At 45.8% G+C, this 21,290-nt stretch carries 23 protein-coding genes and 1 tRNA gene; 13 read left to right on the forward strand and 11 right to left on the reverse strand.

What is annotated here, in order from left to right:
- Positions 1–11 precede the first annotated feature (11 nt).
- From cobM to tusC, 3 genes are all read left to right on the forward strand, one after another.
- Positions 12–791, forward strand: coding sequence for a precorrin-4 C(11)-methyltransferase (gene cobM, locus JEU20_RS00760; protein ID WP_198243092.1), 780 nt, complete (start codon positions 12–14; stop codon positions 789–791).
- Positions 788–1,174: a sulfurtransferase complex subunit TusD gene (tusD, locus tag JEU20_RS00765; protein ID WP_198243094.1), complete on the forward strand. Its 387-nt coding sequence runs from the start codon at positions 788–790 to the stop codon at positions 1,172–1,174. Before cobM ends, tusD begins: the two co-directional genes overlap by 4 nt.
- A gap of 64 nt (positions 1,175–1,238) precedes the next feature.
- Positions 1,239–1,598 (forward strand): sulfurtransferase complex subunit TusC, encoded by a 360-nt coding sequence (tusC, locus tag JEU20_RS00770; RefSeq protein WP_198243096.1) that lies wholly within the window; start codon positions 1,239–1,241, stop codon positions 1,596–1,598.
- A gap of 31 nt (positions 1,599–1,629) precedes the next feature.
- Here tusC and JEU20_RS00775 read toward each other — a convergent pair.
- Positions 1,630–1,719: transfer RNA gene (locus tag JEU20_RS00775), tRNA-Ser, on the reverse strand.
- A gap of 212 nt (positions 1,720–1,931) precedes the next feature.
- Between JEU20_RS00775 and JEU20_RS00780 the strand changes: the two genes are divergently transcribed.
- Both JEU20_RS00780 and JEU20_RS00785 read left to right on the forward strand, forming a co-directional pair.
- Positions 1,932–2,843: a LysR family transcriptional regulator gene (locus JEU20_RS00780; RefSeq protein ID WP_198243098.1), complete on the forward strand. Its 912-nt coding sequence runs from the start codon at positions 1,932–1,934 to the stop codon at positions 2,841–2,843.
- 122 nt (positions 2,844–2,965) lie between these two features.
- Complete coding sequence (locus tag JEU20_RS00785; RefSeq protein WP_198243100.1) at positions 2,966–3,769, forward strand: response regulator; 804 nt, start codon at positions 2,966–2,968, stop codon at positions 3,767–3,769.
- 17 nt (positions 3,770–3,786) lie between these two features.
- On the opposite strand, the gene JEU20_RS00790 is transcribed toward JEU20_RS00785, so the two are convergent.
- A complete protein-coding gene (locus JEU20_RS00790; RefSeq protein ID WP_198243102.1) occupies positions 3,787–4,440 on the reverse strand; it encodes a histidinol-phosphatase in 654 nt (217 codons plus the stop codon).
- A gap of 156 nt (positions 4,441–4,596) precedes the next feature.
- Here JEU20_RS00790 and JEU20_RS00795 point away from each other — a divergent pair, with 156 nt between their 5' ends.
- Entirely contained in the window at positions 4,597–5,130 is a 534-nt protein-coding gene (locus JEU20_RS00795) for an RNA pyrophosphohydrolase (RefSeq protein WP_198243104.1), read from the forward strand.
- Positions 5,131–5,153: 23 nt separating this feature from the next.
- Here the strand turns inward: JEU20_RS00795 and cpdA are convergent, their stop codons facing one another.
- The 6 genes from cpdA to JEU20_RS00825 all read right to left on the reverse strand — a co-directional run bounded on the left by cpdA (position 5,154) and on the right by JEU20_RS00825 (position 12,126).
- Positions 5,154–5,939, reverse strand: coding sequence for a 3',5'-cyclic-AMP phosphodiesterase (gene cpdA / locus JEU20_RS00800; protein WP_198243106.1), 786 nt, complete (start codon positions 5,937–5,939; stop codon positions 5,154–5,156).
- Positions 5,933–7,261, reverse strand: coding sequence for an amino-acid N-acetyltransferase (gene argA, locus JEU20_RS00805; RefSeq protein WP_198243108.1), 1,329 nt, complete (start codon positions 7,259–7,261; stop codon positions 5,933–5,935). Before argA ends, cpdA begins: the two co-directional genes overlap by 7 nt.
- A gap of 42 nt (positions 7,262–7,303) precedes the next feature.
- Positions 7,304–9,001, reverse strand: coding sequence for a dihydroxy-acid dehydratase (gene ilvD / locus JEU20_RS00810; protein ID WP_198243110.1), 1,698 nt, complete (start codon positions 8,999–9,001; stop codon positions 7,304–7,306).
- A gap of 46 nt (positions 9,002–9,047) precedes the next feature.
- Complete coding sequence (locus JEU20_RS00815) at positions 9,048–9,707, reverse strand: TIGR04211 family SH3 domain-containing protein (RefSeq protein WP_245395042.1); 660 nt, start codon at positions 9,705–9,707, stop codon at positions 9,048–9,050.
- Between the two features lie 329 nt (positions 9,708–10,036).
- On the reverse strand, positions 10,037–10,942 hold the full coding sequence (gene argF / locus JEU20_RS00820) for an ornithine carbamoyltransferase (RefSeq protein ID WP_198243112.1): 906 nt from the start codon (positions 10,940–10,942) through the stop codon (positions 10,037–10,039).
- Positions 10,943–10,962: 20 nt separating this feature from the next.
- Positions 10,963–12,126, reverse strand: coding sequence for an aspartate aminotransferase family protein (locus JEU20_RS00825; protein ID WP_198243114.1), 1,164 nt, complete (start codon positions 12,124–12,126; stop codon positions 10,963–10,965).
- A 143-nt stretch (positions 12,127–12,269) separates the two neighbouring features.
- On the opposite strand from JEU20_RS00825, the gene grxD reads away from it, so the two are divergent.
- Positions 12,270–12,599 (forward strand): Grx4 family monothiol glutaredoxin, encoded by a 330-nt coding sequence (gene grxD / locus JEU20_RS00830; RefSeq protein ID WP_198243116.1) that lies wholly within the window; start codon positions 12,270–12,272, stop codon positions 12,597–12,599.
- Positions 12,600–12,625: 26 nt separating this feature from the next.
- Here the strand turns inward: grxD and rnt are convergent, their stop codons facing one another.
- Positions 12,626–13,255, reverse strand: a complete 630-nt coding sequence (rnt, locus tag JEU20_RS00835; protein ID WP_198243118.1) for a ribonuclease T — start codon at positions 13,253–13,255, stop codon at positions 12,626–12,628.
- A gap of 145 nt (positions 13,256–13,400) precedes the next feature.
- On the opposite strand from rnt, the gene JEU20_RS00840 reads away from it, so the two are divergent.
- A complete protein-coding gene (locus tag JEU20_RS00840; protein WP_198243119.1) occupies positions 13,401–14,153 on the forward strand; it encodes an MlaA family lipoprotein in 753 nt (250 codons plus the stop codon).
- A gap of 57 nt (positions 14,154–14,210) precedes the next feature.
- Here JEU20_RS00840 and mtaB read toward each other — a convergent pair whose 3' ends face one another.
- Together mtaB and JEU20_RS00850 are read right to left on the reverse strand one after the other, a co-directional pair.
- Positions 14,211–15,503, reverse strand: a complete 1,293-nt coding sequence (gene mtaB, locus JEU20_RS00845) for a tRNA (N(6)-L-threonylcarbamoyladenosine(37)-C(2))-methylthiotransferase MtaB (RefSeq protein WP_198243121.1) — start codon at positions 15,501–15,503, stop codon at positions 14,211–14,213.
- Between the two features lie 6 nt (positions 15,504–15,509).
- The gene (locus JEU20_RS00850; RefSeq protein ID WP_198243122.1) at positions 15,510–16,739 is read right to left on the reverse strand and encodes a nucleoside recognition domain-containing protein; all 1,230 of its coding nucleotides are present in this window, start codon (positions 16,737–16,739) and stop codon (positions 15,510–15,512) included.
- A 343-nt stretch (positions 16,740–17,082) separates the two neighbouring features.
- On the opposite strand from JEU20_RS00850, the gene JEU20_RS00855 reads away from it, so the two are divergent.
- The 5 genes from JEU20_RS00855 (at position 17,083) to JEU20_RS00875 (ending at position 21,289) form a co-directional block, all read left to right on the forward strand.
- Positions 17,083–18,339 carry a glutamate-5-semialdehyde dehydrogenase gene (locus JEU20_RS00855; RefSeq protein ID WP_198243124.1) on the forward strand — a complete coding sequence of 419 codons (1,257 nt, stop codon included), beginning with the start codon at positions 17,083–17,085 and terminating at the stop codon, positions 18,337–18,339.
- A complete protein-coding gene (gene nadD, locus JEU20_RS00860) occupies positions 18,339–18,968 on the forward strand; it encodes a nicotinate-nucleotide adenylyltransferase (RefSeq protein WP_198243126.1) in 630 nt (209 codons plus the stop codon). The genes JEU20_RS00855 and nadD overlap by 1 nt, the downstream gene beginning before the upstream one ends.
- Complete coding sequence (gene rsfS, locus JEU20_RS00865) at positions 18,969–19,325, forward strand: ribosome silencing factor (protein WP_198243128.1); 357 nt, start codon at positions 18,969–18,971, stop codon at positions 19,323–19,325.
- Between the two features lie 120 nt (positions 19,326–19,445).
- Positions 19,446–20,120 carry a hypothetical protein gene (locus JEU20_RS00870; protein WP_198243130.1) on the forward strand — a complete coding sequence of 225 codons (675 nt, stop codon included), beginning with the start codon at positions 19,446–19,448 and terminating at the stop codon, positions 20,118–20,120.
- Positions 20,117–21,289: a flagella assembly protein FlgT middle domain-containing protein gene (locus JEU20_RS00875; protein ID WP_198243132.1), complete on the forward strand. Its 1,173-nt coding sequence runs from the start codon at positions 20,117–20,119 to the stop codon at positions 21,287–21,289. Before JEU20_RS00870 ends, JEU20_RS00875 begins: the two co-directional genes overlap by 4 nt.
- Position 21,290: the final 1 nt, after the last annotated feature.

The raw sequence follows: 21,290 nt of genomic DNA on the forward strand, positions 1-21,290 counted from the left end.
GGATTAAACAAATGGCTAAAGTATGGTTTGTCGGCGCCGGCCCTGGAGATCCGGAATTGATCACCTTGAAAGCGCAAAAGCTGATTGCTGATGCTGATGCCATCTTGTATGCCGGCTCCCTGGTTTCACAGGCAGCCACCCAATGGGCGAAAACAGATTGTGATATCGCCGATTCCAAAGGTATGACGTTGGATGAAATTACCACCTGGCTGATTGACAAGGCGCAAGGGGATGCCTGTGTTATTCGGCTGCAAACTGGCGACCCAGCCTTGTATGGTGCTTTGATTGAAATGGTGCAACCTTTAGACAAGGCAGGTGTTGACGTTGGTGTCGTTCCTGGCGTGACTTCGGCGATGGCGTCCGCTGCCGCCGCGGTGGAAACGCTGACACTGCCTGAAGTGACTCAAACCGTTATTTATAGCCGGGTTGAAGGGCGCACACCGATGCCCGAGGGTGAATCCCTGCTTGAATTGGCGAGGCATCATTGCACTTTGTGTCTTTATCTTTCCATTACCTTGCTGAAAAAGGTTCGGCATGCCTTACTCGAAGCCGGTTGGTCTGAGGATGCGCCAGTTTTAGTGGTGCATAAGGCTAGCTGGCCTGGTGAAGAACAGATTGTGCGGGGGACAGTAGCGGACATTCAACAAAAATGCCGGGATGCCAAAATTAATGCTCAGGCCATGATTATTATCAGTCCGACGCTTGGTGCCCGGCACTGGCCTGAGCTGAAAAAATCCAAACTCTATGATGCCGGTTTTTCACATCGTTTCCGCAAAGCGGTACGGTCATGAAATACGCCATTCTGGTTAACGCCAATCCAGATACCAGCGCCAGCGCAATTAGCGCTTATCGGTTTGTAAAAGCTGCGTTGGAAGCCGGGCACAGCATCTCGCGGGTATTTTTTTATAAAGATGGCATTTATCATGCGTTGCATTATCGCACTGCACCCGATGATGAATGTCATCTGACTCAGGCCTGGCAAACATTAGCGCAAGCGTTTGAACTTGATTTAGTGGTGTGTGTTTCAGCCGCACAGCGGCGGGGGTTACTGAATCCTGACGAAGCCAAACGCCAGGGCAAGCAGGATGATGATCTGGCGGCAGGTTTCAGAATTGGTGGCTTGGGGCAATGGCTGGAAGCCATGCTGGCGGCTGACCGAGTGATTGAATTTTAATTGGGTCTTTACCATTATCAAGCCATAAACCTGTTTATTTCTTCTTTACCTGCCGGGTTTAACCATGAAAAAAATACTCTTCGTTCTGGAAAAACCGCCTTTTCAAGGGATTAAATTACAGGAAAATCTGGACATGATTTTAACCGCCGCTGTTTTTGATCAGCAGGTGGCGTTATTGTTTTTAGGGGGTGGCGTACTGAGCATTAAATCCGGACAAAATCCTACCGACTTAGGGCTGAAAGACACTGCCGCAATTTTTAAAGCACTGGAAATCTATGATGTTAAGGATTTTTATGTTGAAGTTGAATCATTACAGGCATTCGGCTTGAAGCCCGGCGACTTAATTTTTCCAGTACAGGAAATTTATCGTAAAGATGTAAATGCGATGATAGTAGAAAGTGATGTCGTGTTATCCGCCGGCTAGATAGATAGCGGCTTTTTTAAGAGCAGGATAATGGCGGAGAGGCAGGGATTCGAACCCTGGGAGGGGATAAACCCTCAACGGTTTTCAAGACCGCCGCTTTCGACCGCTCAGCCACCTCTCCGTAAGAGCCGAATATAATACATCAAGATTTTTTTTATTTCCAGCTTTTTATTGAAAATAGGGCAAAAAAAACCGTCTGACGCCTGTTTTTTTAAAGCAAGCGTCAGACGGTATTACTATCTCCGAGATAGATTATAGGTAAATGCTTACCTTGATTAAAGCGGTAATATGTTTATAAACTATAAACCAATGGGTTTATAAAAGGTGATGCCGATGGATCGATTTTATCAAATACGGGTGTTTTGCAGGATTGTCGAGCTAGGGTCATTTTCGGCCGTTGCCAAGGAGATGGGTGTTTCGAAAATGCAGGTTAGTAAGATTATGGCGCAATTGGAAAAGTCATTGGGCGTGGTGTTATTGAATCGAACAACACGTAGCCTGAACGTTACTGAGGCCGGGCGATTGTATTACGATAAGGGCAAACAGATCTTGGAAACATTGGAATCGTTGGATGAGGAGGCGGCTCAATTAAGTGACAGTGTCAAAGGTATTCTAAAGCTTAGTGCGCCGATTGATTTTGGCAGTTTTTTTATGGTGCCGGCCATTGAGCAATATCGGCGTCAATTTCCCGATGTTAAGGTGTCGTTGATATTGGACAATAAATTCAAGAATCTACGTGAAGGTGTTTATGATATTGCGATCCTCGTGACCGATAAACTGGATCAAGGAGTGGTGGCGCGAAAGATTTATTCGACTCGACTGGGGACTTACGCATCGCCAGATTATCTGGAAAAGCATGGCGAACCGACAACACCGGAGGATTTGTTGACGCATCAATGTTTGCATTATATCGATACGCCACATGCGGAATATTGGATATTTCAGGAGGATGGCAAGACGGTTAAGTATCGAATGGATTGGTGCTTTGCCTGTAATAATGGTCGGGCTCTGTCACATGCGGCCGTTATGGGAATGGGGATTATTCGGGCGCCAGAGCTGTCGGTTGCAGATTATTTACAACAAGGAAAATTGGTAGAGATTCTGACCGAATATCGTTTGACTGACTTGTCGGTTTATGCAACTTATTTGCAAAGAAAATTTTATCCTGCGAAGTTATCGACCTTTATTGATTTCTTGATTCAGTATTTTGCAGAGTACGGCAAAGGAATAAGTGCTGTTTCATGAAATATTCTTTACCTATGCAATTGCGGCTTCTTGACTATACTTGAGTATTACAATTAATCCGAATGCGGTTGTCCTGAGGTTGTATTGAACAGGGCACGCGTTATTGACTCTGATTTAAGCTTATGCAAACAATTCAAATCACAGATTTATCCATTCTGATCATTGAGCCTTCTACGACACAGTTGAAAGTGATGATCAATCATTTGCAGGCCGAAGGTGTTATTAATATTGAGGGTGCTTCAAATGCAGCGGATGCCAAAAAAAGTTTGGCAAATTATGCGCCGGATTTGATTATCAGTGCGATGTATTTGCCCGATATGATGGCGACAGATTTGATTGTCGAACTTAAAAGGAATGAGGCCTTTAAGGATATTCCATTTATGCTGGTGTCTAGTGAATCGAATCCAGAAATTCTTGATATCGTGCGACAGGCTGGGGCTGTGGCCATTTTGTCCAAACCGTTCAGGCATGATGATCTGAAACAGGCTCTGCGTACGACAATCGAATATATCGATCCGGAAGAGCTGGAACTGGAATATTATGATATTGAAAAACTGAAAGTGCTGGTTGTCGATGACAGCGCGTTGGCGCGCAAGCATATTTGTCGAGTGCTGAATAACATGGGCATTACACAGATTGCAACGGCTAAAGATGGTGCCGAAGGGGTGGCCTTGTTTCAAGGCGAGTCGGAAGCCTTCGATTTGATTGTAACCGATTACAATATGCCGGAAATGGATGGCCAGCAGTTGACGCAATATATTCGGGAAGAGCTGAATAATACTTTTATTCCGATTTTAATGGTTACCAGTGAGCATGACGAGGCCCGCCTCAGTAATATTCAAAAAGCGGGCGTGTCGGCTATCTTTGACAAACCATTCGAGCCTCAAACGGTAAAAGAGGTGCTGTATCGGGTATTAGATCAGTAGTCTGGCCCGAATGCTGTCTAGCGTAGACTGATAATCGGCCAGCCTTTTTGCTCGGCAGTTGATTTCAAAATATCGTCAGGATCGACAGCAACCGGCTTATCAACCTTGTTAAGTAATGGTAGATCATTATGGGAGTCGCTGTAAAAACAACTGTTTTCCAGTGTCTCATTCTGTTTTTCAAGCCAGTCATTGAGTAAATGCACTTTACCATCCTGAAAACACGGAGTCCCCAGGAAACGCCCAGTGTATTGGTCGTTGACAAATTCTGGTGTGGTCGCGATCAAGTTATCGATGCCATAGCATTTTACGATGGGCTCGGTGACGAAGCGATTGGTTGCTGTGATCACGAGTAAGGTATCGCCTTGTTGACGGTGTTTGTCCACAAGTGCTTGCGCTTTTTCCAGTAAAATCGGTTTTATTTTTTCTTCCACAAACTGTTGTCGCCAAGCGAATAATTGTTGTGCATCATGTTGCGCCAATGGCGCTAAGGAAAATTCCAAAAAAGCGATAATATCCAGCTTTCCTTGTTTGTAGTCTTCGTAAAATTGGGCATTACTCTGTTCGTAATAATCCTTATCCACAATCCCTTGATCCACTAAAAATTGGCCCCAAAGAAAATCACTGTCTCCGGCAATCAGGGTGTTATCTAAATCAAAAATCGCTAAACTCACTATTAAACCTGTTTTTTAAGAAGAAAAAGACGGATGGTATGGCATCAGTCGTATATTTATGGAACAATGATGGAAATTTTTAATCACTGTTAATTCCCTCTATTTTAACATTGACCGAATAGAGACAACAGACAGTTTGAAGACAGGTTTTTTAACATGATTGATTCAAAAGGATATCGACCCAATGTCGGTATTATCCTTTGTAATGATGAAGGTCGTGTTTTCTGGGCAAAACGAAAAGGTGCCAGTTCGTGGCAATTTCCGCAAGGTGGGATCGATGGGGATGAAGATCCGGAAACAGCCATGTATCGTGAGCTTTATGAGGAAACAGGACTGAAACGAGAGGATGTACAACTGATTGGGCGGACCCGTTATTGGCTACGTTATAAATTGCCGGAGCGTTATATTCGCAAGCATTCGATGCCGTTGTGTATCGGCCAGAAACAGATATGGTTTATTTTGCGTTTGATCGGTGATGAATCCAGGGTGCGATTCGATTGCGGTCACAAACAAGAATTTGATGGCTGGAAATGGGTGGAGTACTGGCATCCACTAAATGATGTGGTGTATTTTAAACGTAAGGTTTATCAAAAGGCGATGACCGAGCTTGGCGCCATGCTAATGGCTGAAGGCGTGCCTATTAGTGCATCCGGATTTTTATCTGGCCAAAACCAAGAGAAGTCTGAATAATTGAGTCAGCTAGTCCTCAAGCGTCAGTAACCGGCTAAGCTGAAATCGAGTCCAGGGTCTTGTTGATCCAACCAGTAAACCTGAGTTTCAAAATGACCATCGGGGTGTAAATTCAGCAGGCGATAACCCGGCGGCAATGCGTCGAGCGCAAATTGTGGGCTATGGGCTTTAAATTGAAAACAACTAGCCGGTGTCCCCAGAATGGCAATGTCTCGATGACGTTTGTCCATGATTTGATGAATATGACCACACAGTACCAGCTTGACTTGCGGGTATTGCGCCAGTAGCGCTAAAAAAGTGTCATTATTTTCAATAATCATCGTATCCATCCAGGCACACTCGGTTGGCAAGCAATGGTGGTGGATGGCAATCAAGGTGGGACGTTGAGGGGCAACATTGAGCTGTTGTTGCAAAAAATCCAGTTCATTTGGCGCGAGTCGTCCTGCCTGGCTGCCTGGGATCTGACTATCAAGGCAAATCAGTTGCCAATGATCAGTGCTCCAGATTTTTTCGCTGGACACCGGTGTTTGATTGAGAATGTGCCGTAGCAATAGTGCATCGTCGTGATTGCCGGGCAGACACAAAGCGGGCGTTGCATAGTCTGACAGAATTGTATGAATGCGCTGATAAGTTGTTTCAGTGGGGTCTTGTGCTAAGTCGCCCGTCAATAAAATCAAGTCGATGCAGTCGTGCTGTGTGAAAGCATGTTCAAGGACACGTTTGAAATTATTTTCAGTGTTCACGCCCATTAATGTTCCCTCAGGGTCTGGGAGAAGATGAAGGTCGCTTATTTGTAGAATATTCAGCATGAAGAAAGATCCTTGCACAAGACTTTGGAATTTCTGTCTTTATTATAGAAGCTTTTCATGGCAGGGGGCAGTTCAGCAAGGGTTACAGGTTTGAAACCACGTTCAATAAACCAATGCATGGTTTGTGAGGATAAGGCGTATAGTTTTCGTAGCTTTTTTTTGCGAGCCTTTTTGACTAAAAAATTCAATAAATGCTCGCCGCGATGGTTTCTGCGGTAATCTGGATGCACGGCGAGGCAGGCGATTTCAGCCGCGTTCTGATCCAGGCAATGCAGGGCGGTACAGCCAATAATCAGACCGTCTCGTTCGATGACAATATAATCATTAATGTCCGTTTCCAGTTTTTCGCGTGAGCGTTTGACCAGAATACCACGTTCTTCCAGCGGTTTGATCAATTCCAAAATACCGCCAATATCCTCCAGCGTGGCGTGTCGGATTTCTTCAAACGGGCTCGCGCTGACCAGGGTGCCAATGCCGTCGCGGCTGAATAATTCCAACAATAATGCGCCATCGGTATGGCGGTTGATTAAATGAACCCGTTCCACGCCGTGTTGACAGCCTTTAATCGCAGCTTCCAGAGAGTGTGCGATAGCCTGGGGCAGGGTGTTTGTCTGCTCAAGTAAGGCTTTAGCCTCTCGCGTTGTCATTTGCCGGATGATCCGGCGGTTTTCGCTTAAACAGTCGTGCTCGGTCAGCAAAATCAGTTTTTCGGCATTCAGGGCGATGGCAACCTCAGTTGCGACCTGTTCTGCTGCCAGATTAAAGACTTCGCCGGTCGGTGAAAAACCGATGGGTGAAATCAATACAATATTATTTTGATCGAGTTGCTGACAGATGGCGTGATGATCGATGCGTCGCACCAGACCTGTGTGGCAATAATCAATGCCATCTATGATCCCTAGTGGTTTCGCTGTCACATAGTTTCCAGAAATGACCCGGATTTTAGCGCCAGCCATTGGCGAATTGGCCACACCCATTGATAAAAGGGCTGATATTTCGAGTTGTAACAACCCTGCGGCTTGTTTAACAAAAGGCAGCGTTTTTTCATCGGTAATCCTAAGATTATGATGATAGCGGGGTTGAATATTGTTTTGTTTTAAATATCGATCAATTTGAGGTCGAATACCATGCACCAGCACCAGACGAATGCCTAGGCTTTTGAGTAAGGCAAAATCATGAACCAGAGTGTCCAGTTTTTCATTGATAACTTCGCCGCTAAAAAAAATGACGAAGGTACGGTTACGGTGCGCATGGATATAGGGAGAGGAGTCTCTGAACCAGCGGACAAATTGGTTATCAGGCGATGAAGAAGCTGAAGTCACAGGTAAGATGATGCCGCCTTTTTAGGCGGCATCGTAGATTGTTTATTCAAAATTATCGGTCACCGCACCTTTGGAGGCAGAGCTGACTAGCTTGGCATATTTAGCCAACACACCACGGGTATAACGTGGTGCAGGTTGCTGCCATTTGTCCAGACGCCGGGCAATTTCATGTTCATTGACATGCAGTGTCAAAGTTTTGTTTTCGGCATCAATGGTGATTTTATCGCCATTTTTGACGATGGCCAATGTTCCGCCAACCTGTGCTTCCGGTGTGATATGGCCGACAACAAAGCCATGCGTACCACCGGAAAAACGGCCATCGGTAATCAAGGCCACATCTTTACCTAGCCCTTTGCCCATAATGGCTGAGGTAGGCGATAACATTTCCCGCATGCCGGGGCCGCCTTTAGGGCCTTCATATCGAATGACAATCACATCGCCCTTGACGATATCGCCATTCAAGATGCTTTGTAGGGCTTCTTCTTCAGCATCAAAAACTTTGGCAGAGCCGGTGAAAACCAGACCTTCCTTGCCGGTAATTTTGGCAACCGCGCCTTCGGTGGCGAGATTGCCGTATAAAATGGCTAGATGACTGTCTTTTTTAATGGGATTGTCCAGAGGGCGAATCATATCTTGATTATCTGGATAGGGTTCGACATCAGCCAGGTTCTTAGCCAGAGTTTTGCCCGTTACGGTCAGGCAGTCACCATGTAACAGACCGGCGTCCAATAACATTTTCATCAAGGGTAAAATGCCACCAATTTCGATCAATTCGGCCATTTGGTAACGGCCGCTCGGTTTCAGATCGGCCAGCATGGGAACACGTTGTCCAATGCGGGTAAAGTCGTCTAGCGACAAATCAACATCACAGGCATGGGCCATAGCCAGTAAATGTAATACGGAATTGGTGGAACCGCCTAGTGCAATAATGACGGTGATAGCATTCTCAAATGCCTCTTTAGTCATGATATCGCGAGGCTTGATGTCGTTTTTCAGCAATTCCAGCACGGCTTCACCCGCACGCTCGCAATCTAGGCGTTTTTCTTCGGACACGGCGGCCTGTGCAGAGCTGCCAGGCAAGCTCATACCCATGGCTTCAATCGCAGAAGCCATGGTATTAGCCGTGTACATGCCGCCGCAGGAGCCAGCCCCAGGAATAGCGCGTTCTTCGATTTCGTGTAGTTCGGCATCATCGATTTTATTGTTCGCACGCGCACCGACCGCTTCAAAAACCGAAACCACATCAAGTTTACGGTTTTTGTAACAGCCGGGTAAAATCGTGCCGCCATAAACGAAAATTCCGGGGCGATTCAGTCGTGCCAATGCAATCATGCAGCCGGGCATGTTTTTATCGCAGCCGCCAATGGCGACGACACCATCAAAGCCTTGGCAGCCGGTGACTGTTTCAATCGAATCGGCGATGACTTCGCGCGAAACAAGCGAATATTTCATCCCTTCGGTGCCCATGGAAATACCGTCGGAAATAGTGATCGTGTTATAGATAACGCCTTTGCCGCCAGCGGCATTCACACCTTGTTCGGCATATTTCGATAAATCGTTTATATGCATATTACAAGGTGTCACCATGCTCCAGGTGGATGCAATGCCGATTTGTGGTTTTTGGAAATCTTCGTCTTTGAAACCGACCGCATGCAGCATAGCGCGGCTAGGCGCGCGCTCCATGCCATCGACGACTTTCGAAGAAAAAAGGCGAGTTTTTGGGTCACCAGTGTTTGCCATATCAGCGATTCCTGTGAGATAGAATGAATTAAAAAAGGTGTGGGATTTAGAAGGTATCCCAGTTACTGACCTTACGGCGCCAACTCAATTTTGGCAAAATAAAGCCCAGAATAACACCAAATAGTGCCAGTAATCCGCCATATAAAAACCAGTCTTGGTTAGCGCTGTCCTGTAAAGCCTGATTCTCGCGCTTAAGTTGTTGTAATTCGCGTTCGACCGTAATGACACGTTCTTGTAATTGATCACGTTGGTGTTTCAATTGGACAGCGTTGGCAGCGGTTTGTTTGAGTTCGTTGAGTTCGTTACGCAGTTGATCGCGTTCTGTCGTGATTTGTTGCAAGCTGCTTTGTGCTGAGCTGGTGTTGGTTTTTAGTAGTTCTAATTCTTTTTTAATCTGCTCGTTTTCACTTTTTAAGGCGGCCAGTTGTTCATTGGCTTTTTTTAAATACCAGCGACTGATGGGCTTTTCTTGCGTATGCCGAGTCAATATGTAGCCTTCAACGCCAGAAGGCGTACGGACTTTGCTGTATCCTGAGCTTTTTTGTTGAATAAGCGTTAAGGGTGTGCCACTAGGCAGCATTTTTAGAATTTTGCTGCGATTATTTTCACTGCTGCGTAGCGTGAATTTAATATTGTCGGTTACATAAATTGTTTTGGCTTCTACGCTGGCGGTTATAAAAGCTGATAATGCTATCAGTAGGGTCAATAATTTTTTCACGTGCGGCTCAACTGTGGCTAAAAGTGTTTAAATTTTTCTATGTGCAATAAAAAAACAGAGTTAGATATAAGGTATTTACTGATGTTACGCGGAAAAGCTTATATGTTTTTAACTCGTTGATTATTATTCAATAGTGATTGTAGGATGGGTAGAGCGATAGCGAAACCCATCATTCAGGCATGTCTCTATTTAAAGCCAATATGTTACATTATTTCTAAATTTTTTATTGCTACAGAATTTAATTTTATATGCTTAAACGTTGTTTTCTAAAGTATATCTAAGACCCGCGCTAAAATCCATTTACCGGGCCTAGCGCTTTATGTGTTCGGGTGCATCAGAAATTCCAGCAAGGCTTTTTGGGCGTGGAGTCTATTTTCGGCTTCCTGAAAAACCACGCTTTGCGGCCCATCAATTACGTCGCTGCTGACCTCTTCGCCACGGTGAGCTGGCAGACAATGCATGAACAAGGCATCAGCTTTGGCGGCTTTCAGTACCTGGCTGTCGACCTGAAAGTCTTTGAACGCTTGTTCGCGTTTTTTCTGTTCCTGCTCTTGACCCATGCTGGCCCAGACATCAGTGACAATCAGATCAGCATTGTCGGCTGCCGCTTCTGGACTGGAGAAAAAGTCCACCTTATCAGCCGCGTTGTTCACAATAGACGCCTCAGGCTGATAGTCTTCAGGGCAGGCGATTCGTAAATTAAAGTCAAATTGTTTGGCAGCATTGATATAAGAATGACACATATTGTTGCCATCACCTATCCAAGCGACGGTTTTGCCTTGTATGTCGCCGCGGATTTCAAAGTAGGTTTGTATATCTGCCAGCAGTTGGCAGGGGTGTAATAACTCTGTCAAGCCATTGATGACGGGAACTTGAGAATGCTGGGCAAAAATTTCAACGGTTTCATGCTTGTGGGTCCGCAGCATGATGGCATCAACCATACTGGAAATGACGCGAGCGCTATCGGCTAGAGGTTCGCCTCGCCCCAGCTGGGTATCTTTAGGCGATAAAAAAATCGCGCTGCCACCAAAATGTGTCATGCCGGCTTCAAATGAAATACGGGTACGGGTGGATGATTTTTCAAAAATCATGGCCAGCACCTGACCTTTTAAAGGTTGAAATTCAGGATCACGGTTGTTTTTTAGTTCTATCGCTCTGTGGATCAGTGTATGTAATTCATCCGGAGTAAAATCCAGCAGACTGATAAAGTGTCTCGGTTGCATGCGGTAAGTGCCTATGTTTTTTAAGCTATAATCAGGGTCGATAAAGTGTCGGTTAATTGTGCAATGTGGCTGTCGTCTATAATCAATGGCGGTAACAGGCGAATGGTTTTTTCGGCGGTAACATTGATCAGCAGTTTTTGTTTCAGGGCCTCTGCCACCAAATCAGTGCAAGGATCGGCCAGTTCAATGCCAATCATCAGGCCTTTATGGCGCATACTGACGATGCGGTCACTGTGGGCGGTTTTTTGCTGCAGTTGCTGACAAATATGGCGGCCTTTTTGCTCGGCCTGAGCGATCAAGTCAGATTGTGTCAGGGTGTCGATAACCGCTAACGCTGCACTACAAACCAGTGGGTTACCGCCAAAGGTAGAGCCATGTTGGCCGGCTTTAAGCATATGTGCTGCCTTACCTTTTGCAAGACAGGCGCCAATCGGTACACCGTTGCCCAAGGCTTTAGCCAGAGTGCAAACGTCAGGAGTGATGTTGTTATGCTCAAATGCAAACAAGCGGCCGGTTCGCCCCATGCCAGTTTGTACTTCATCCAGCATCATCAGCAAATCATGCTGGTCGCAGAGCTTACGAATCTGGTTTAAAAAGTCTGCATCTGGAATGTTGACGCCACCTTCGCCTTGAACCGGTTCGGCCAGAACGGCAACGACATTGTGAGTGTTCTCGATAGCCTCGGTCAAGGCTTCGATATCATTGTAAGGGATATGAATAAATCCTGGCAGCAGGGGTTCGAAGCCGTTTTGAATGTTTGCATTGCCGGTCGCACTCATTGCGCCAAAGGTGCGACCATGAAAGCTCTGTTCAAAGCTGATCACAACGGGGGTTTGTATGTTTTTCTGATGCCCCCACTGGCGGGCAATTTTCAAGGCGGCTTCGTTGGCTTCAGCGCCGGAATTACAGAAAAAAACATTGTCCATGCCGCTCAACGCCGTGAGTTTATCGGCCAGTTGCTCCTGCAACCGAATGCCATATAAATTCGAGGTATGCACGAGTTTCCGGCTTTGCGCACAAATGGCTTCGGTGACAGCAGGGTGGGCGTGGCCAAGGTTGCACACGGCAATGCCTGATAACGCATCTAGATAACGGTGATTATCCGTATCCCAAAGCCAGATACCTTCACCTTTTTCGAAGCAGACGGGTAAACGCCCATAGGTTGGCATGATATGCGTTGTCATAATACGTGAGTAGCCGTTTGAAAAACCCTCAATTATAATTTTGATAGTCGAGCATGGCAATTAAATGTTTCAGAAATGAAGCTTTAAACAGTGTTTAAAGCCTGATAAGATTACTAGGTATTTTGACTGATCAGGACATAAAAATGGATGCAGAAGTAAAAAGTAGAATTGAAGAAATATTGAAAAATCCAGTTGTATTATTCATGAAAGGGACACCGGATTTTCCTCAATGTGGTTTTTCAGGACAAGCAGTGCAAATTCTGGAGGCATGTCATGCAAACTATGCCTATTTCAATATTTTTGAAGACCCGGAATTACGTGAGGCTTTGAAAGAGTATTCGAATTGGCCGACTTATCCACAACTTTATATTAATGGTGAGCTAGTTGGCGGCTGCGATATTATCATCGATATGTATAACAAAGGTGAGTTGCAGCAAGCGTTAGCTAGTGTCGATGCCGTTGCGGAAAGTTAACCGGATAGGTGCTGGAAAAATGGTTTTTAGGCCATTTTTTCCAGCGCTTCCAGTTTTTTCCAACGGTTGACCATGATGCAGAACAGCTCTGCAGTTTTTTCAGCGTCGTATAAGGCTGAATGTGCTTTTTCATTATCCCATTTAATGCCTGCAGCTTGCGCTACTTTTGCCAGAACAGTCTGACCATAAATCAGGCCGCCGAGTGTGGCGGTGTCAAACGTGCTAAACGGATGGAACGGGCTGCGCTTTATTTTGCTGCGGGCAATGGCCGCATTTAAAAAAACAATATCAAAAGCCGGATTATGGCCGACTAGAATGGCGCGGGTGCAGTCATTGCGCTTGACTGCTTTTTTAATCGGCGCAAACAGTTTTTTTAAAGCTTCGGCTTCATCGATTGCCATCCGAAATGGATGATATGGATCAATGCCGTTAAATTTTAAGGCGGCTTCATCTAACTCCGAATTTTCAAAGGGAATGATATTGCAGCTATGTTTTTCGGTGATTTGTAATAAGCCTTCAGCATCTGGCTCAACGATAATCGCGGCAATTTCCAGTAATGGGTTTTTTTTGGCATTGAAGCCTGCGGTTTCAATATCGATAACAACGGGTAGATAACCGCGGAAACGCTTTCCTAAAGGGTAATGCTCAACTTCCATGGTATGGTGAGGGCAATGAAAAGTGTGATATGGTACGCGAAATCAAGATGATTTCAAAAAATAATATCTGAATTTGGATTGAAGTAATAGATTTAGGCAATAATTAGACACTGATAATTTGACTTTTGATGATGGAGCAACGCGGATGAGCAAAACCTGGTTACAGATTACAGTAGTACCTCTTCTGATTTTAACGGGCTGTGCGACCACCGGTGATACCAGCACCCGTAATTCAATCGACCCTTGGGAGGGCTGGAATCGTAAAGTTCAAACATTTAATGATAATCTTGATGAATATGCAATGAAGCCGGTCGCAAAAGGTTATCGCTGGGTTATGCCAACATTTGCCGATCAGGGCGTTACCAATTTTTTTAGCAATATTGATGATATTGGTGTCACCATCAATGACTTTTTGCAAGGTAAATTTACACAAGGTGCAGCCGATGCCGGGCGCTTTTTATTGAATACAACTGTTGGTCTGGCCGGTTTTTTTGATGTTGCGGAAACGGTTGACTTAAAAAAGCATAATGAAGATTTCGGACAAACCCTAGGCGTATGGGGCGTTCCGACTGGTCCGTATCTGGTTTTGCCTTTTTTCGGGCCGAGTACACCGCGTGGCGTTGGGGGGTTAGCTGGCGATGCGGCAATGAATCCCATTTCCTATTTAGGCTTGCCTGTTTCAACAGGGTTGTTTGCGCTGAATGCGGTTGATATGCGCGCCGATTATTTGAATATGGAGAAGATTGCCAACGAAGCGGCGATAGATCGCTATACATTCTATCGCGATGCTTATTTATCGCGGCGTAACTATCTGGTAAACGATGGCAAGATACCCGAAGATGATTTTTTTGATGAGGACTTTGATGAAAAAGGTGCTTCCCCGATTAGTCCATATTGAGGTGAATCATCTCGCTGTTTTTAAGGCTGGCGTAAAAACCAGCCTTTTTTATGTGAGTTAGGAAAGCTGTAGGCTAGTGAGACAATAATCTTTTTCAGTCGAGACCAATGTGGCGGGAATAATCTGGTTTTCGATAGTTTCATTTAGGTCAATGTCGCAGGCGACACGTAGATAATTGGGGGTATAGCCGAAAATACGCTGTTGGCCGTTATCCAGCATCTCGCGCTGTCCTTCCCAGAGTACCGTCCAGGTCTGGTCTAAGTTCTGCTGCATAAAATCCTGTTTCATCTTCTCTGCACTTTGGTGCAGACGTTGGCTGCGTTGTTTTTTTATCGTATTAGGCACAGGGTCTGGCAGAGTGGCGGCTTTAGTGCCTTGTCTGGCCGAATAAGTGAAGATATGAATATGGCCAAAGCCGATTTGCTCGATAAATTCCAGACTTTGTTGCCATTCCTGTTCGGTTTCTCCAGGAAAACCGACGATAATGTCGGTTGTGATATTAAAGAAGGGTATAGCACGCCGGGCCTGAGTCACGATATGTTGAAATTCAGCTGTTTTACAGCGCCGGGCCATGCGTCGCAACACGCTATCGGTGCCGCTTTGCAGTGGCAGATGCAAATGTGGCATCAAACGGGCGTTGGAAAACAAGTCGAAAAAAGTTTCCGGCAATTCCCAGGGTTCCAGCGAACCTAAGCGTAAGCGGGGGATATCGGTTTCTGCCAGAATGGTTTTGATCAATGCGCTCAGGTCGCTGTTGATATCACTGCCAAAGCCGCCGAGATGGACGCCGGTCAAAATGACTTCTTGAATGCCTTGTGCATGCAAACGGTTGATTTCTTCAATAATCTCAGACAGTGGACGGCTTTTTTCCTCGCCGCGTGCTACCGTTACGATACAAAAGGTGCAGCGATAACGACAGCCATCCTGAACCTTCACAAAGGCACGTTGACGGCCCCGGGTAAACAGCGCGGTTTCGCCTGGCTCTGTGGCCAATTGTGGCATGGCGGCGATGTTGAGTTGATTCAGGACGATGTCAACCAGTTGGTTTTTATCTTTGTTGCTGACGATTAAATCGACGCCTAATAATTGCGCGGCTTCTTCTTCGTTTAAACTGACATAACAACCGCTGACGACCAGTTTGGCTTCGGGGTTATCGCGATGAATGCGCCGAATCAGTTGCCGCGACTTTCTGACCGCTTCTTGAGTAACGGCGCAGGAGTTGAGGATGATACAATCTGCCTGATGGCTATCACGGCAGATTGTGTGGCCAGCCTGCTGAAAACCTTGTGCCCAGTTTTCAAGTTCCGCTTCGTTAAGACGGCATCCTAATGTTTTTAGATGAATCTGCATGCGTTTTTATCCGAAAAACCAGTAAGTGACCAGGATGGCGGCTAAAATACCGGCAAAATCAGCTATTATCCCACAAGCTGCCGCATGCCGGATATTTTTGACCCCAACGGCGCCAAAATAAACCGCCAGCACATAAAAGGTAGTTTCGGTACTGCCCTGAACGATGGCGGCCATGTGGCCTGCAAATGAGTCTGCGCCGTGTGTTTTCATGGTATCAATCATCATGGCACGGGCACCGCTGCCACTGAAGGGTTTCATCAACGCCGTCGGCAGGGCATCAATAAAACGGTCATCCATGCCTATAAATAGAACCAGATGACGAACACTCTGCTCAATCAAATGTAATGAGCCACTAGCGCGAAAAACGCCAATCGCAACCAACATGGCCACTAGATAAGGAATGATGGTAATGGCTGTGCTAAAGCCTTCTTTGGCGCCTTCGATAAACGCGTCATAAGCATTGACGCGCCGGTAAACGGCGCCCGCCAAGAACAATATGATCAATGAAAATAAAATAATATGACTGATAAGCGCGGATTGTTGCAGCATCTGTGTTTTAGTCAGTGTTGAAAAATAACCCAAGATCAGCGCAATAATCAGGGTGAAAAATGAAAAATAAGCCAAAATAACCTTATCCAGAAGATTTATTTTTTGTACGCGGGCAACGGCCAAAATGCCTGCCAGCGTTGACATATAGGTGGCAATCAGAATGGGAATAAAGACATCGGTCGGGTTGGTCGCACCTAATTCTGCCCGGTAGGTAAAAATAGTGATCGGGAACAGGGTGACGGCCGAGGTATTGATGACTAAAAACAAAATCTGGGCGTTGCTGGCTGTTTCTTTATTGGGATTTAAACTCTGTAAGGCTTGCATGGCTTTAATGCCGAGCGGCGTAGCGGCGTTATCTAGGCCTAAAGCATTGGCCGAAATATTCATCACCATCGCGCCTAAGGCGGGGTGATTGGTCGGAACATCTGGCATTAGGCGTTGAAATAGGGGCGTCAAAAAGCGAGTCAATAAATGTATAAAGCCACTACGTTCGGCGATTTTCATGAGGCCGAGCCATAACGATAGAACGCCGGTTAAGCCAAGAGAAATTTCAAAAGCAGTCTTAGACGATGAAAACAGTGCAGACATGATTTGGCTGAAAACATCTGTGTCGCCAAGCCATAAAAATTTATACAGCGCCGAAACAAAAGCAGTAAAGAAAAAAAACAGCCAGATGATGTTGAGCACGGAAAGCAGCTAAAGAGAATAAAAGCCTCATTTTATCGGGCTAGACAGTTTTTGTCTGGTTAGTAGGCAAAAAAAAGCTGTATCAACTGATACAGCTTTAAGTGGATTGCTACATCACTAACGTGGGAGAAAAACATGAAATACTCAATGTTTGGTCTCAAGTATGGCTGAGTTACGCGGAAAAACTTTGAGTTACCTCACAAAAATGCCAATAGTTGTTATCAGGGAAAGTTTATGTGTCTTGAAAGTGAGGGCGATGCTGTTGTGATAGTGTGCTGAAATAGATTGATAAGGGATAGAGCAGGTATAATATAGGGATTTTTCAATCAAGCTGGGGCGGATGATGAATATTGAAACATATATGGAGCAATTAGGGCGTAATGCGCGTCAGGCCAGTCGAGAAATGAGCCGGGCAGAGACCGGTCGGAAAAATCAGGCACTGATTAATATAGCCGAAGCATTACAGGCCAATCGTGAAACATTGCAGGCTGAGAACCGGAAAGACCTTGAAAATGGGAAAAAAAATGGTTTGGATAGCGCCTTATTAGATCGCCTAGCGCTTAAGGATGCAACCATCGATAGTATGATTGACGGCTTGAAACAGGTGGCGGCCTTAGCTGACCCTGTCGGCAGCATTACCGATTTGAATTATCGTCCCAGCGGGATTCAGGTTGGACAAATGCGGGTTCCATTGGGTGTTATTGGTATTATTTACGAATCGCGGCCTAATGTGACTGTCGATGCTGCCGCCTTATGTCTGAAATCGGGTAACAGCTGTATTTTACGGGGTGGCTCTGAAGCGATACATTCGAATCAGGCCATCGCAGCCTGTGTTACCGAAGGTTTGAAACAGGCCGGTTTGCCGGAAGCGGCGGTGCAGGTGGTTGAAACCACCGACCGGGAAGCGGTGGGCGCATTGATTACGATGGATCAATATGTCGATGTCATCGTGCCACGCGGCGGTAAGGGCCTGATTGAACGGATTTCTCGTGACGCCACCATTGCCGTGATCAAGCATTTAGATGGTATTTGCCATGTGTACATTGATAATGATGCGGATATTGATAAGGCAATCAATATTGCATTGAATGCAAAAACACACCGATATGGTGTTTGTAATGCGATGGAGACGCTGCTAGTGGCCGAAACCATTGCCGCCCGCGTTTTGCCATCACTTGCGCAGAAGTACCGGGAAAAAGGCGTCGAGCTTCGAGGCTGCCTTAAAACCTGTTCGTTAGTGCCTGATTGTATTAGAGCTACAGAAGAAGATTGGAAGACCGAATATCTGGCGCCGATCTTGTCTATTCGGATTGTTTCAGGGATTGATGAAGCGATTGCACATATCAACCAATACAGTTCAGCGCACACCGAAAGCATTGTTACAGAAAATTATACGCTGGCGCGACGTTTTTTAAGGGAAGTCGATTCCAGTTCAGTTATGGTGAATGCGTCAACTCGTTTTGCCGATGGCTATGAATATGGCCTGGGGGCTGAAATTGGTATTAGTACCGATAAACTTCATGCTCGGGGGCCGGTTGGGTTGAACGGGCTGACGACACTGAAATATGTGGTGTTGGGCGATGGTCATATTCGTCAATAATGTTGGGCGTTTACGGGGGAACCTTTAATCCGGTTCATTATGGACATTTGCGAACGGCGTTTGAGGTCAAGGAATTTTTTCGATTGCATGAAATTCGCTTGATTCCGTGCCGTATTCCCGCCCATCGCGAAGCGCCTGCCGTGTCCGCCGAGCTTCGCTTGCAATTGCTGCAGTTGGCGATAGCCGGGTTACAGGGATGGATTGCCGATCGCAGGGAGATCGATCGGCCAGGCCCTTCGTATATGGTGGATACACTGGCTTCGTTACATGATGAATTTCCAGAACAATCCATCGTTCTTTTTATGGGGGCGGATGCCTTTGAAGGGATTGAAACCTGGCATCGATGGGCAGATTTATTCTTGTTTGCGCATGTCGTTGTCATGACCCGGCCGGGTTACAAAACAGGAATGCTATCGTCAAAATTGGCATCTAAAATAACTGATGATGCCGATCGGCTGCGATGCACGAGAGGTGGCACGCTCTATTTTCACGATGTTACGCCACTTGCGATATCATCATCAAAAATTCGCCGCCTGATTGCGGCAGGGTGTGATCCAAAATTTCTAATGCCGGATGCAGTGATCCAGGCAATTTATCAACATAATCTTTATCAACAGACAGGTCCTTGAATGCAAGCCGAACAATTATTGAAAACCGTTACCGATGTGATTGACGAACATAAAGGAGAAAATATTACCACTCTCGATGTGCGTGATAAAACCACGGTAACCGATTACATGGTCATCGTGACTGCAACATCAGAGCGCCATGCTCGTGCGTTATGTAGTTATGTTTCTGAAAAAGTGAAAAAACTAGGTATCAGCCATCCTGGCTTCGAAGGAGAGCAGGGTTCAGACTGGGTGTTGCTGGATTTGGGTGATGTTATTCTGCATGTGATGACAGCGCAGGCGCGGGAGTTTTATCAATTAGAGAAACTTTGGCGTATGGATGCTAGTCAGGATGATGAGAGTGCGGTGAATCGGTAAGCTGTCGTTTCGTATTTCTGCCTCAGCCTGGTTTGAATGGTAAGAGGGCTGATTTTTGTTTAATAGCTTAAGATAAATGCAGGTCGGCCGATTAAGACAGTATTGAAACAGGAGCCGATAATGAAGCAAATCAGCATACTTTTAGGGTTGTTACTGGTCATGTTTGTCTTGCCGGCCTGTACGGGGATGAATAAACAGGCGCAGTCAGACGTTATTTTGACGGCGAGTAGTCAAGCACAGATACAGTCTGTGGCCGGGTTGACAGCATTGCAACGGCGTTATAAAGCCGAGCAGACAGCTGCAATCGATGCGTATCGACAACTGGCGGCATTATTGTTTCAACAAACGTTGCCGGATGGCGCGCGTGTCGGTGAAAAAGTCGTACAAGATGAGTCATTTCGTTTTTATGTGGACAATTATTTGCGTGAAGCCAAAGTACAAAGAATGCATGATAAGCATTTTGCCCGTGTCAATTTGCATTTAACACTGGCTGATCGTTTTAGGCAGTGCATGGAAAACCCACTTACGGTACAGCACTGTTTGTCGGAAGACAATAAGCTGTTATTCAGTCGCATTGGTTACCGGCAGGCGACGAAAAAAAGTGTTAATTTAAACTGTATGTCGGCCGATTGTCGTGGCCAATTCTCCATTGCCGGCTTCAGTCGGGAAAAACATGTCGTCGACAGAGCGTTATTGCAAGCCGGTTTGTATGATAGTGAATGGTTGTTAAATACGTCGGCTAAAATTGCTATGCGCTATTTTTTATTGACTGAGTTTCCACCTACACATAGATGATGACTGTAACACGATTAATTTTTTTGAGTGTTATCGCCTTGATGATACAAGCTTGTGCAACAACACCGGCTAACAAGCATACGAATGAAACTGCCCCGGAGGTTATTAGTAGCCAAGGTCAGGCGGAAATTCAACAGGGCGCTGTCATCGAAGCTCGCCTGAAGGCGATTCAACAGGCGATTCGGCAAGCGGCAAAAACTGCTGGCAGGCATTCGTCAAGGGATTTGATCGCTAATACAAAGGTCGTCGATGAATGGCGCGAAAATAACCACTATTTTGTACAGATTGTCGCCGTTGTCGGGCAGCAGGAAGGGTGTCAAGCGAGCTATAAAAAAAGAATTGTTGCAACTGCATTCCCGATTGTAACGACAGGCCAGATCAGCGGTAATGAATCACAGGATTTATATGGCGGTATTCCGCGCGAAATCATGAATCAGCTAATGGAGACTGGGGATTTTATCGGTCGAAATCAAACTCGAACAGTTTTATATGCCCGGCCTGATTTAGCACCCGAGATTATTTCCACTAGTCAATACGGCAATAATACGATTCAACAATTAGCCCGACAAAATAACAGTCAGTTTGTTTTATCCGGTGTGATTCGTGATTTTGAAGTGGAATCAACAGATTATATTCGTGGTGCGGGTCTGTTGGCACAGGCTAAATCGGTCTTACGCGATGTTATCGTTCGGCGTGGTATCACTCTGGATGTTTATGTTCATGATGGCTTGAGTGGCGCCTTGTTATTTCAGCATCGCTATTCAGACTCTATTCTGGGGGATGTGTGGATTCCTGTTGGCTACTCCGTTGGCAGCGCACGGTTTAAATCGACACCGGCGGGGGACAAAATTTCCCGTATCATCAAAATGGCAACACAAGATATTCATCGGGTTTTCAGTTGTTATCCATTCACCACACGCATCGTAAAAATCAATGATAACGGGCTTGTCATTGCCGCCGGGGCGCAGGATAAATTAAAAGTCGGTGATAAGTTTGTGGTTTATGGTAATAGTCGTAATCTGTATGGCTTAGGGAATAGTCAGGGTAATAAACAGGCCATCGGTTTATTGATACTTGATGCGGTCAATGTTCAGTTTTCAACAGGACATTTGGAAGTGCCAACCAATATTCGTAAAATCAAGGTGGGCGACTGGGTCAAAAGCTGGTAAT

The organism is methane-oxidizing endosymbiont of Gigantopelta aegis (genome assembly GCF_016097405.1).
Taxonomy (GTDB): Bacteria; Pseudomonadota; Gammaproteobacteria; order Methylococcales; family Methylomonadaceae; genus Methylomarinum.